Source organism: Jatrophihabitans sp. GAS493 (genome assembly GCF_900230215.1).
Taxonomy (GTDB): domain Bacteria; phylum Actinomycetota; class Actinomycetes; order Mycobacteriales; family Jatrophihabitantaceae; genus MT45.
On record NZ_LT907982.1, the window covers coordinates 1,203,884 to 1,216,018 of the forward strand.

The window sequence follows — 12,135 nt, forward strand, 5'->3', positions numbered from 1 at the left end:
TTTTGCGAGGTTACCGTTCAGTCGGAACTGACCTCGACGTCCTTCCAGAATGCGATGCGATCGGTGATCTCGGCGGCCGCTTCCTTGGGCCTCGGGTAGTACCAGGCGGCATCGGTGGAGGTCGTACCGTCCACGGTCACCGAGTAGTACGACGCGGTCCCCTTCCAGGGGCAGATCGTATGAGTGTCCGACGCAGTAAGGACATCCGCGCTGACGTCGTCCTTCGGAAAGTAGTGATTGCCTTCGACTATCACGGTGTTCTCGCTCTGTGCGATCACCGTGCCGTTGAGCGTTGCCCGAACCGTCATGTGACTTCCAATCGATGCATCCCTCGGCCTCATCGGCCCTCCTTGGAGCAACGCCGACTGTGTCAAGGTTCATTCCGTGGCGTTTCGAGTTGCGCTGGCCGACCGGTTGTGAGTGGAGGGGTCAGCTCAGGTGATAATTGCAGCGTAAGCAATGCCCCGACCTACCTCTGACCCTTCGTGCAGTTCTCTGGAGAGCCATATGCCGATCGCAACCCCGGACGCCTACGCCGACATGCTCGACCGCGCCAAGCAGGGCGGCTTCGCCTACCCGGCCATCAACTGCACGTCATCGGAGAGCATCAACGCGGCCCTGCGCGGGTTCGCCGACGCGGGAAGCGACGGCATCATCCAGTTCTCCACCGGCGGGGCCGAGTTCGGCTCCGGTACCGGGGTGAAGGACATGGTCACCGGCGCGGTCGGGCTGGCCGAGTTCGCGCACGTCGTCGCCGCGAAGTACCCGATCACGGTCGCGCTGCACACCGATCACTGCCCCAAGGACAAGCTCGACAGCTACGTCCGACCGCTCATCGCCATCTCCCGTGGGCGGGTCGACTCGGGCCAGGCGCCGCTCTTCCAGTCGCACATGTGGGACGGCTCGGCCGTGCCGCTGGATGAGAACCTGCAGATCGCCAAGGAGCTGCTGGCGGCGGCTTCGGCGGCCAAGATCATCCTCGAGATCGAGGTCGGCGTCGTCGGCGGCGAGGAGGATGGCGTCGAGGCCGAGATCAACGAGAAGCTCTACACGACCGATCAGGACTTCCTGGAGACGCTGGATGCGCTCGGAGCCGGCGACCAGGGTGCCCGGTATCTGCTCGCTGCGACCTTCGGCAACGTGCATGGCGTCTACAAGCCGGGCAACGTCAAGCTGCGCCCGTCGGTGCTGCAGGACGGCCAGGCGGCGGCGGCGGCGAAGCTCGGGTTGCCGGCCGGCTCCAAGCCGTTCGACCTCGTCTTCCACGGTGGGTCCGGCTCGGACCTGAGCGATATCCGGGACGCGCTCTCCTACGGTGTGGTGAAGATGAACGTCGACACCGACACCCAGTACGCCTTCACCCGTGAGATCGCCGGGCACATGTTCACCAACTACGACGGCGTGCTGAAGGTTGACGGCGAGGTCGGCAACAAGAAGGCCTACGACCCCCGCTCGTACCTCAAGCTGGCCGAGGTCGGGATGGCGGCCCGCATCGGAACGGCCTGCGAAGACCTCCTGTCGGCCGGCAAGTCCCTCGGCGCGTAAGCCACCGTTGGGACCGTCCGAACGTTCGACCGTCCGACCCGTCCGTGAAGGTCCTGCACACTGCGTACCCCGGTGCGCAGGGTGCAGGACCTTCGCCGGCATCCTTCGACCTGCCCACCGAACCTCCTGCAATTTGGGGGTCCCGGTACTCAAGGCGCAGAACCTTCGCCGCGGCCGGCGCCGGGTCAAGCTGGCAGCTGTAGCGCCTCGCGCAGTTGCGCGGCCACGTACCTGGGCTCGGTCCTGACCACCACGCTCGGAAATCGCAGAATCACCGACCCTGATATGGCGAGGGCGTTCTGCCGCAGTTGATCGGCGATCCAGTGCTGTGCATTCAGGTGAATCGCGCCGTCCACCTCGACGATGACCCGTGTCCCATCCCGGCGGACCCACTCAGCGTCCAGGTATCGGCGACGTCCAGTGGCGTCGACGCGCACCGCCTGATGTTCGGGTAGCGGAAGTCGAAACCGCCGGCAGAGCGCGAGGAAGTCGATTTCGCTGAGCGCTTCGGTCCCTTGGCCGATGTCGTCGATGGCGTGAGCCAGTACAGCGTGGTGCCGCGTCGTCGGTGCTGCTGCGAGGGATCGGTGCAGGGCGTCGGTTTCGGTAACGCGCTGCTGCACCGCCGCCGCGAGGATGGCGCAGGCGTGCCGCGGAGAGCGCATGCCTGAGGCCGCCACGATGAGCGCCGGGGCAGGTCGGTGTAACAGTTGGGTCTGGGATAGCTGCTGGCGTCGCCAATCGGCGACGAAGTGGACGACGGCCGCAATCTCGGGCAGCGGCCGGATTCTGGCGCCGCGCGGCACAAGCACGTGCACCTCGTCTCGATGCCAGCCGGTGAGCCCGTGCTGCTCGGCCGCGGTGAACGAGGTCGCGACGCATCTGGGCCCGTGGTGCAGGACGACGGCGCGCACCCGCTCGTCAGCGGTGAGCAGTGAGTTGTGCTGGACGACGACCCTTCCGATCCGCTGCCAACGTCTGGCCTGCAGTTGCGCGCGGACGGAGTCCCGGGTCCAGCCCTGCCGGTACAGGTCGCTGGGCGTTTGCACGGTCTCGTCGTAGGCGTCGGGGACGGAGCGAAGGGCAGATCGCGTCAGCACCTCACCAGCGTCGCGGTCAGTTGCCGGCCGCGAAGCCGCCGACGCGACCCTGTGGACGACCGAGTGGCCTGGGGACGACCACCGCCAGCGCGAAGCTCCTGCACATCGGGTATCGGAGTACGCAATGTGCAGGAGGTTTGCCGGGATGGGTGGGCGTCCGTGCAGAATGGCGGTATGACGAAACTCGGCGACCTCCTCTCCTCACCGACCCGCCTCGGCGACGACCCGGCCGTGGACCTGCTCGCTGCCGGCACGCCGGCGGTCGAGGTGGCCGCGAAGTATCCCGCCTCATCGGCCGCCTGGGCCGTGCTGGCCGAGGCGGCGCTCGCTGCCCATGAGCCGGTGACCGCCTACGCCTACGCCCGCACCGGCTACCACCGCGGCCTGGACGCCCTGCGCCGCAGCGGATGGAAGGGCAACGGCCCCATCCCGTGGTCGCACGTGCCGAATCAGGGCTTCCTGCGGGCGCTGCACGCGCTGGCCGAGGCCGCCGCGGCGATCGGCGAGACCGACGAGGCGACCCGCTGTTCGACCTTCCTGCACGACAGCGACCCGGCCGCCGAAGCAGCCCTGAGCTAGCCGGCCCGACCCGCTGGTCAACTGGCGTCAGCAGCCAGCCCGGGTCCGGTCCCGAGCTGGAGCCCACCGCCGATCCAGATCCAGATCCAGACCCAGATCCACCCGAGATTCCGCAGATCCACCCCCCGCCTCCTAGGATTCATGCACGTAGGGTGTCGGGGCGGCATCTGCTCCAGTGCTAGTCGCAGGCTGGATACAGGTGGCACGCAAAAAGCAGTTTGTCGGATTGCTCGGCGCTGCCTGGCTTGTTGAAAGGTGATCCATGCCGGCGATAGTTCTGGTTGGTGCCCAGTGGGGCGATGAAGGCAAGGGCAAGGCGACCGACCTGCTCGGGAGCCGGGTCGAGGCGGTCGTCAAGTTCAACGGCGGCAACAACGCCGGCCACACCATCGTCATCGACACCGCCGGCCAGCGGGAGAAGTACGCCCTGCACCTGCTGCCCTCAGGCATCCTCAGCCCCGGCTGCACGCCCATCATCGGCAACGGCGTGGTCATCGACCTCGAGGTTCTCTTCAGTGAGATCGACGGGCTGGAAGCTCGTGGCGTCGACACCTCGAAGCTGGTCGTCAGCGGCGCCGCGCACGTCATCACGCCGTACAACCGAACCCTGGACAAGGTCACCGAGCGGTATCTCGGCAGCCGCAAGATCGGCACCACCGGCCGTGGCATCGGCCCCACCTACGCGGACAAGATGTCCCGGGTCGGCATCCGCATCCAGGATCTCTTCGACGAGAAGATCCTGCGGGCGAAGGTCTCCGGCGCCCTCGAATTCAAGAACCAGGTACTGGTCAAGGTCTACAACCGGCGCGCGGTCGAGGTCGACGCGGTCGTCGACGAACTCCTCGGCTACGCCGAGCGGCTGCGTCCGATGGTGGCCGACACCCCACTGTTGCTGGAGCAACTTCTCGACGCCGGGCGCACCGTCATCCTCGAAGCCGGCCAGGCGACGCTGCTCGACGTCGACCACGGCACCTACCCGTTCGTCACCTCATCCAACGCCACCGCGGGCGGCGCCTGCACCGGCAGCGGAATCCCCCCGACGCGCATCAGCTCGGTCATCGCCGTGATCAAGGCGTACACGACGCGAGTCGGGGAGGGTCCGTTCCCGACCGAACTCCTCGACGCCGACGGAGAGCGGCTGCGCGATGTCGGCGCCGAATTCGGGACCACGACGGGACGCCCCCGCCGCTGCGGCTGGTTCGACGCGGTCATCGGCCGCTACGCCACGCGGATCAACGGCGTCACCGATTTCGTGTTGACCAAGCTCGACGTTCTCACCGGCATCGAGCAGATCCCGGTCTGTGTCGCCTACGACATCGACGGTGTGCGCCACAATGAGCTGCCCAGCTCGCAGGGCGACTTCGCCCGCGCGACCCCGATCTACGAGGTCTTCCCAGGGTGGAGCGAGGACATCTCGAAGGCGCGCACGCTGGAGGATCTGCCGGAGAACGCGCGTCGCTACGTCGCCGCGCTGGAGCAGATGATCAAGGCGCCGATCTCGGCCATCGGAGTCGGTCCCGGCCGCGACGAGACGATCGCCGTCCGCGACCTGCTGCGTTGACGGGCGTGGTTGCGGGGTGATCGGGCCGGTCGCCGGCGCTGAGAACTGGCTAACGCCCAAAGTCATGTGTGACACATCCGACCCAACTCTCTGGATGGGGCGCCGTTGCTGCGAGTAGCGTGAGCCGTTCGCGAGACACGTCGGTCACGACTCCGCCTTCACGAGCGATCCTGACCGGCCGATCACGAGCCGAACACGACCGGAAGGCCTTCGGATGCCACGTATGGGATTGACGCCCGAGAAAGTGGTCATTGCCGCCGCGGAGATCGCTGACTCCGGCGGACTCGACGAAGCGTCGCTCTCCAACGTCGCCGCCGCGCTCGGTGTGCGGGTCCCCAGCCTCTACAAGCACGTCGACGGGCTGGACGATCTGCAGGTCCGGATCGCCCTCTACGGGGCCGAGACGCTGCTGGCCAGCCTCGGGCATGCGGTGGACGGGAAGTCCGGGCGTGACGCGCTGCTGGCCGCATTCACCGCGCACCGCCGCTTCGCCACCTCGCACCCCGGGCAGTTCCAGGCCTTGGTGCGCGCGCCGCTCTCGGCGCAGCAGCGCAGCGAGTTCGGCAGCGGCATCGAGGAGATTCTGCGCAAGATCATGGACGACTACGGTGTGCGCGGCGCGGAGGCGACCCACGCCATCCGTTCGGCCCGCAGCGCGCTGACCGGCTTCGCGTCATTGGAGTCGCTGCGGGCCTTCGACGCCGACGAGGACACCGAGGCCAGCTTCTACGCGATGATCGCCCTCTTCGACCGTGGGCTGGCCGGCCCCGGTGTCGCTGCCCCGCGACGCGGCGGATTCCGCCTCCCCGGCCTGCCCGCACTGCCGATCCCGGGGCGCTGACCGTGCGCGTTCTGGTTGTCGGATCGGGGGCCCGCGAACACGCGATTTGCCTGAGTTTTTCGGGTGATTCACGGGTCACGTCGCTGATCTGTGCACCCGGCAACGCGGGTACGGCGGCGATCGCCGAGCAGCGTCCGTTGGATATTCTGAACCCGGCCGCGGTGGCTGCGCTGGCCGTCGAGCTCGGTGCCGAGTTCGTCGTCATCGGCCCGGAGGCGCCACTCGTCGCCGGGGTGGCCGACGCGGTGCGGGCGGCCGGCATTCCCTGCTTCGGGCCGTCGCAGGCCGCCGCTCAGCTGGAGGGGAGCAAGGCCTTCGCCAAGGACGTCATGGCCGCGGCCGGCGTCCCGACCGCGCGGTCCCGGCTCTGCCTGGACGCTGCTCAGGCCGCTGCGGCGTTGGACGAGTTCGGCGCACCGTACGTGGTGAAGGACGACGGGCTCGCCGCCGGCAAGGGCGTCGTCGTCACCTCCGATCGGGACGAGGCGCTGGCCCACGCGGCCGAGTGTGGCCGGGTCGTCATCGAGGAGTATCTGGACGGCCCGGAGGTGTCGCTCTTCTGTGTCACTGACGGCCACACCGTCGTCCCGCTGCTGCCGGCTCAGGACTTCAAACGCATCGGCGACGGCGACACCGGACCGAACACCGGCGGGATGGGGGCCTACGCGCCGCTGCCGTGGCTGCCGCCGGAGACCGTCGACCAAGTGCTGCGCGAGGTGGCCCAGCCGACGGTTGAGGAACTCGCGGCGCGCGGAGTGCCGTTCGCCGGCCTGCTCTACATCGGCCTGGCGATGACCTCGGCCGGCCCACGGGTGATCGAGTTCAACGCCCGATTCGGAGACCCCGAGACCCAGGTCGTGCTGGCGCTGCTGGAGTCGTCGCTGCTGCAGCTGCTCTATGCCGCCGCTGTGGGCACGCTGGCCGAGGTGCCGTCGTTGGTCTGGCGGGACGAGTCGGCGGTGACGGTGGTGATCGCCGCCGCGAACTATCCGGGAACGCCCCGGCTGGGCGACGTCATCACCGGATCCGAGGCCGAGGGTGTCATCCACGCCGGCACCCGGCGCCGCGAGGATGGAGCGATCGTCTCCTCCGGTGGGCGCGTGCTGTCGGCGACGGCGACCGCATCCACGCTGGCCGGGGCCCGGGATCAGGCCTACACGGTGCTGTCGGGCATCGACCTGGCCGGCGGGCAGTTCCGCACCGACATCGCCCAGCGCGCCATCTACAAGGAGATCGAGATCCCGCAGTAGGCCGGCCGCCGTCCTGCCTCCTTGCCCGGAGGGACTGTGACGCGCGACACTGTAGGTGTGCCCACCGGGCCGGAGGAGAGCGAACGCCTTCTCGACGTCGTCGAGCTCTACGCCGACGATCTTGACGGAAGCGCCTATTCGGCGCGGGCCAGCGACCTGGTATCAGACCTACCTCGCCCGCGGCGGCCCCGAGGTTGGCTAGGCGTTGTAGCCGTGCTCGGCCTTCTGCTGGCCGCGTTCGTCTTCGGCCGGGCATCGGTGACGCGGGTGCCAGCGGTGACGGCGAAGCTGGCTGCCCCGACGAGTGCGGTCAGCGTGACGTCGGCGTCCGAGTCGAACCTCATCTGCGACCGTCCGGCCTACGAGCTGACCGTGGTCGCCGGAGTCGGCACCGAGGACGCGGTGGCCGCCGTCGCCACCTACTTTCCGGGATTCGTGCTGCAGTCGGCGCATCGCTTCGTCTACGCGGACACCCTCAAGCTCTGCCGGGTGGAGCTCACGGCCAGCGACCGCGCGGGAGTCGCACTGCGGCTGCAGGCGCATACCGGCCCGGGCAACCCCTACGACGTGATGGCCAACCGGATCCTCACCGGCCAGCACGTCATCGTGCTGTCGCACATGTCCGACAACGGGTTCGTCGTCTCGATCGAGATCGCCGGGCCGGCCGCCGCGTCGCTGCCCTCGGTCAGCGACTTGGAGCGCTTCGTCGCCGATCCGGTGTTGGCGGCCTGAGACCGGATTGCGTGCGCCGAGCTGCCTGACACACTGGTCGGGTGAGCAATCGGGAATGGGAGAACCTCGAGATTATCGAGACCTTCGGCGAACAGGACGTCTACCGCGCCTTCGCCGCTCCCGCCCAGCGCACAGCTGCTACCGAAGAGGATTCAGTAGACGTCGGTGTCGAACCCGGCAGCCATCCGCCGGTATCGACCAGCACGCAATCGACCGGAATGCGGTGGCGCCTGGCCGGTGCAGTGCTTCTGACCGCGCTCCTCGCGTCGCTGGTCGGCTATGCGGTCGGCAATCACACGGGCCGCGGTGAGGCCGAACGTGCGCCGGTCGCGTCGTCTGCGGCGGTCGACGTGACGCCCCTACCGACGTATGAGTTCACGTCGCCCGACCAGGGGCCCTGTGACCGGCTAGCGGCGACCACCGACGAGATCGTCCCCACCTCGCCGCTCGTGCGGGCGATGCACTGGCACTTCCCGACGTTCCAGATCAGCTCGCTGAGCACCTCGCGCTACGACGACAACGACCAGGTCTGCAATGTCGCGGTCGATGCGGTCGATGCGTCCGGGATAACGGCCACGGTCCAAGCCGGCTACTACGGGATCGGGCAGGATTCGTCGGCGTCCGGCGTCAGCAGCTTCCAGGGTCAGTTTCAAGAGTCCTACGACCACTCGAGCATGGCCCACAACTACCAGGTCACCGTGTCGATGAGCTCCCTGAACAAGTCCAGACTGCCGGCCCCGGCTCGGCTGGTGGCCTTCGCGACCGACCCGCTCCTCTACGGCAACTGACCCGCTGCTGGACGGCAACTGACTCGCGTTCGCCGACCGGCCCGAGGTTTTGTGGCGGTGCCCGCCGGGCGGTGGCAGTCTGAGGCTATGCGTGACGACGATGGGGTCGAATGGCTAACCGCAGAAGCTGGTGAAGCTGCGGGACTGCCGATCCCCGGCCGTCCCGACCATGCCTTGGCCACGGTCGCGCCGCCCTTCACGGGGTCGCCCGAGACGATCTCAGCTGGAGCCCGACGCCGGCCGCTCTCGCCGACCTGGTCGCGTCGGCTGCGCTGGGGTGCCGTGCTGATCGCCGCGGTCGCGCTGGTCGGTGGGGCGATCCAGCTGGCCCGTCTACATGCTCGACCGTCGGCGTCCCAACTCGCGGCCCAGCAAGACCTGGTGAGTCGGATCGTGGGTGCGGCAACTCCGGTCGAACTGCAGCCGGTGATCGCCCGCGGGGTTGCCGACGGATCATGCCGACCGGTCACCGGAGACTCGATGACCAGCCGCGTCAATGTCGCCGTCGTCCCCCGGCTGGCCAACTATGTCAGCTTCGATCAGAGCGAGACCTTCGAAGCCGGCAGTTCGCTCTGCGCGGCCACCGTCCGTCTGCACGGGGTGGGCGGGGTGGTGCTGGTGGTGTCGGTCGAGACGCCGTTCAACGAGCCGGCTCGCTCGCTCTACGTCTCGCGTAGCGTCAGCACCGGACGCGTGCAGGCGCTGAGCCGAGTCACGCCGGACGGCTGGCGGGTGGTCGTCGGAGCCATCGGGCCGGCGAAGAACCTTCCGTCCCGGGCCCAGCTGGCGGCGATCGCCGCCGACCCGGGGCTGACCTGGTAGAGCGATGCGGGACAATTGAACACCGTGACACCGAAACCCGAAATCTCGAATGTTCTCGCCGGCCGCTACGCATCGACCTCGATCGCGACGATCTGGTCGCCTGAGCAGAAGATCGTCCTCGAACGGCAGCTCTGGCTGGCCGTCCTGCGCGCCCAGAAGGACCTCGGCGTCGAGGTTCCGGATGGTGCGATCGAGGACTACCAGCGGGTCATCGATCAGGGTGTGGCCGCCGTCGACACCGCGTCGATCACCGAGCGGGAACGGGTCACCAAGCACGATGTGAAGGCCCGCATCGAGGAGTTCGCCGCGCTGGCCGGGCACGAGCAGATCCACAAGGGGATGACCAGTCGCGACCTCACCGAGAACGTCGAGCAGCTGCAGATCCTCTCCTCGCTGCAGGTTATCCGTAGTAAAACATTGGCTGTTCTCGCGCGCTTGGCTCGGCGAGCCAGCGAGTACGAGGCGCTGGTGATGGCCGGACGCTCCCACAATGTGGCCGCCCAGGCCACCACGCTGGGGAAGCGTTTCGCGTCGGCCGCCGAGGAGTTGATGATCGCCGTCGAGCGCGTCGACGATCTCATCGCCCGCTACCCGCTGCGGGGTATCAAGGGGCCGGTGGGCACTGCGCAGGACATGCTCGATCTCCTCGACGGTGACCTGGAGAAGCTCGCCACGCTGGAGCAGCGGGTGGCCGAACATCTCGGCTTCAGCGCGGTCTTCATCAGCGTTGGACAGGTCTACCCGCGCTCACTCGACTTCGACGTCGTCTCCGCATTGGTGCAACTGGCGGCCGGTCCCTCGTCGCTGGCCAAGACGATCCGGCTCATGGCCGGCCTGGAACTGGTCACCGAAGGGTTCCGTCCGGGGCAGGTCGGCTCGAGCGCCATGCCGCACAAGATGAACACCCGTTCGGCCGAGCGGATCAACGGATTTGCCGTAATTATCAGGGGATACTCGTCCATGGTCGGCGAGCTCGCGGGTGACCAGTGGAACGAGGGAGACGTCTCCTGCTCGGTGGTGCGGCGGGTTGCCCTGCCGGATGCCTTCTTCGCCATCGACGGACTGCTGGAGACCACGCTCACCGTCCTCGACGACTTCGGGGCCTACCCAGCCGTCATCGAACGTGAGCTGGACCGATACCTGCCCTTCCTGGCCACCACCAAGGTGCTGATCGCCGCCGTGCGGGCCGGCGTGGGTCGGGAGGCGGCCCATGAGGCGATCAAGGAGCACGCCGTCGCCGTGGCGCTCGGGATGCGCGAGCAGGGTTCACCGGCCAACGATCTCTTCGCGCGCCTGTCCGCCGATCCGCGGCTGGGGCTGTCGAGTGCCGACCTGGATGCCCTGCTGGCTGAGCCGCTCTCCTTCACCGGCGCGGCGCAGACCCAGGTGGCGGAGGTCGTCGCCGCCGTCGATGAGGTGCTGGCCACCGACCCAGCTGCGGCCAAGTATCAGCCGGAGCCGATCTTCTAACGGGTCAGAGGGTCCACTCGGTGGGGCGGTCCAGCGCGGGGCGGGGCAGGCCGAGCGCCGCGATAACCTGCTCCACGCTCATCCGGATCGGCGCACTGTGATCGACCGGGAGCTGGCGGCCGGGGAAGACGTGCAGCCAGTCACCTGACGGCACGTTCTCGACGAAGCTGACCAGGCCGGTCTTGCGGTACAGCGGCCGGACGTCGGCCAGGCCGAGACGGACCAGACTCGGCAGGCGCGCGATACCGGCCAGCACTGACGGAACCAGGGCGATCGCGAAGTAGGTCGCGACCGATCCGTCGCTGCCGACCGAGCGGACCTCGCGCCAGTCGTCGCGCGGCACGGGGGTGACGCGCCAGGTCTGGCCATGCCAGCGGGCGAGCAGTTCGCGGGCCTGCCGGTTCGGGCTGATAAGGGTCACCTCGCGGGCCTGCTGCCACCGGGGCACCGCCCGCAGCCCGACGACCGTAGCTATCGCCAGGCCGAGGTTCGGCAGCAGGTCGCCGCCCACCGGCGCAATCAGCGGCACCAGCGCGATCGCCAGCAGCTGCGGCGTGCTCGGAAGTAGAAACGCCCGCCAACTGCGTCCCGGCCCGTCCATCGGGGTCAGCCGGACCGCCAGCAGAATCGCGACCACCGACCAGACGGTCACCGCAATAAGCCGGCCTCCCGACTGGGGGTAGCCGAAGGTCAGGGCGACGAAGAGGAGCCAGTAGAGCGTGCGCGTGACGATGATCATGCGTGCCGTCGGAGGCCGCTTGGCCAGGAAACGCGGGTGCTTCACGTCCTCGAGTTCCGAGAGCGGGTGCTCGGTGTACATCTGTTCTACATCGCGGAAGATCGTGACCTCCGGGTGCACCGACGCGACCTCGGCGACCACCTCGCGCGGCACGTCCACCGGCAGATAGAGCGCCTCGATCCGGGAGAACTCCGCCCGCACCCCGCGAGAGCCGGCGATCAGCTGCCCCCAGCAGGAGACCACAGCGGTAACCGTGCCGGTGATGCCGGTGCGCTGGGTGATCCAGGCCGGGTCGAGGTAGGCGTAGAAGCCGCACGTGCAGTCGGTCGCCGGCGCGTCATGGGAGAAGCCACGTATGCAGCGGGCGGTGTTCTTCCCCGGACTCCATGGCGCGTCCGATCCGCCTACCGGAAAGAGATTGCCGTCGTCGCTGAGCCCGAAGGAGCGAACCGCGTGGATCTCGCCGACCAGCGGTTCGACGGTGTCGGCGGCGAAGCCTCGCATGCTGGGGCGCTATCGCTAGCTGGGGGTTGAGGCAGGTTCCGCCGGTTCGCGAACCGGTTCGGACGGCGACTCGGACGGAGTGGTGGCCGGGACCTGCCGCGGCTCGCTGTGGCTCGGGTCGCCACTGGGCAGCACCTCGATGCGGCGCTTCTTACGACCGATGTTGCCCATGCGTCACTCTCTAATCAATCTGCCCGCCCAGTC

13 protein-coding genes are annotated in these 12,135 nt (G+C 68.3%); 9 read left to right on the forward strand and 4 right to left on the reverse strand.

Annotated features, from left to right (window positions below):
- Positions 1–17 precede the first annotated feature (17 nt).
- On the reverse strand, positions 18–308 hold the full coding sequence (locus CPH63_RS05510) for a DUF427 domain-containing protein (RefSeq protein WP_096301925.1): 291 nt from the start codon (positions 306–308) through the stop codon (positions 18–20).
- A gap of 199 nt (positions 309–507) precedes the next feature.
- On the opposite strand from CPH63_RS05510, the gene fbaA reads away from it, so the two are divergent.
- Positions 508–1,545: a class II fructose-bisphosphate aldolase gene (fbaA, locus tag CPH63_RS05515; protein WP_096301926.1), complete on the forward strand. Its 1,038-nt coding sequence runs from the start codon at positions 508–510 to the stop codon at positions 1,543–1,545.
- 185 nt (positions 1,546–1,730) lie between these two features.
- Here fbaA and CPH63_RS05520 read toward each other — a convergent pair whose 3' ends face one another.
- Positions 1,731–2,645, reverse strand: coding sequence for a DUF559 domain-containing protein (locus CPH63_RS05520; protein ID WP_096301927.1), 915 nt, complete (start codon positions 2,643–2,645; stop codon positions 1,731–1,733).
- Between the two features lie 174 nt (positions 2,646–2,819).
- Between CPH63_RS05520 and CPH63_RS05525 the strand changes: the two genes are divergently transcribed.
- From CPH63_RS05525 to purB, 8 genes are all read left to right on the forward strand, one after another.
- Positions 2,820–3,224 (forward strand): DUF3151 domain-containing protein, encoded by a 405-nt coding sequence (locus CPH63_RS05525; RefSeq protein ID WP_096301928.1) that lies wholly within the window; start codon positions 2,820–2,822, stop codon positions 3,222–3,224.
- Between the two features lie 262 nt (positions 3,225–3,486).
- Positions 3,487–4,785 carry an adenylosuccinate synthase gene (locus tag CPH63_RS05530; protein ID WP_096301929.1) on the forward strand — a complete coding sequence of 433 codons (1,299 nt, stop codon included), beginning with the start codon at positions 3,487–3,489 and terminating at the stop codon, positions 4,783–4,785.
- Between the two features lie 223 nt (positions 4,786–5,008).
- Positions 5,009–5,626: a TetR/AcrR family transcriptional regulator gene (locus CPH63_RS05535; RefSeq protein ID WP_172892162.1), complete on the forward strand. Its 618-nt coding sequence runs from the start codon at positions 5,009–5,011 to the stop codon at positions 5,624–5,626.
- Between the two features lie 2 nt (positions 5,627–5,628).
- Positions 5,629–6,876 (forward strand): phosphoribosylamine--glycine ligase, encoded by a 1,248-nt coding sequence (purD, locus tag CPH63_RS05540; RefSeq protein WP_096301931.1) that lies wholly within the window; start codon positions 5,629–5,631, stop codon positions 6,874–6,876.
- Positions 6,877–6,912: 36 nt separating this feature from the next.
- Positions 6,913–7,608, forward strand: a complete 696-nt coding sequence (locus tag CPH63_RS05545; RefSeq protein ID WP_157749309.1) for a hypothetical protein — start codon at positions 6,913–6,915, stop codon at positions 7,606–7,608.
- Positions 7,609–7,649: 41 nt separating this feature from the next.
- The gene (locus CPH63_RS05550) at positions 7,650–8,396 is read left to right on the forward strand and encodes a hypothetical protein (protein ID WP_096301933.1); all 747 of its coding nucleotides are present in this window, start codon (positions 7,650–7,652) and stop codon (positions 8,394–8,396) included.
- A gap of 87 nt (positions 8,397–8,483) precedes the next feature.
- Positions 8,484–9,218, forward strand: coding sequence for a hypothetical protein (locus CPH63_RS05555; RefSeq protein ID WP_096301934.1), 735 nt, complete (start codon positions 8,484–8,486; stop codon positions 9,216–9,218).
- A 15-nt stretch (positions 9,219–9,233) separates the two neighbouring features.
- Positions 9,234–10,688, forward strand: a complete 1,455-nt coding sequence (gene purB / locus CPH63_RS05560; RefSeq protein ID WP_172892163.1) for an adenylosuccinate lyase — start codon at positions 9,234–9,236, stop codon at positions 10,686–10,688.
- Between the two features lie 4 nt (positions 10,689–10,692).
- On the opposite strand, the gene CPH63_RS05565 is transcribed toward purB, so the two are convergent.
- Both CPH63_RS05565 and CPH63_RS22100 read right to left on the reverse strand, forming a co-directional pair.
- Positions 10,693–11,931, reverse strand: a complete 1,239-nt coding sequence (locus tag CPH63_RS05565; protein WP_096301935.1) for a hypothetical protein — start codon at positions 11,929–11,931, stop codon at positions 10,693–10,695.
- Positions 11,932–11,946: 15 nt separating this feature from the next.
- Entirely contained in the window at positions 11,947–12,102 is a 156-nt protein-coding gene (locus CPH63_RS22100) for a hypothetical protein (RefSeq protein WP_157749310.1), read from the reverse strand.
- Positions 12,103–12,135 lie beyond the last annotated feature (33 nt).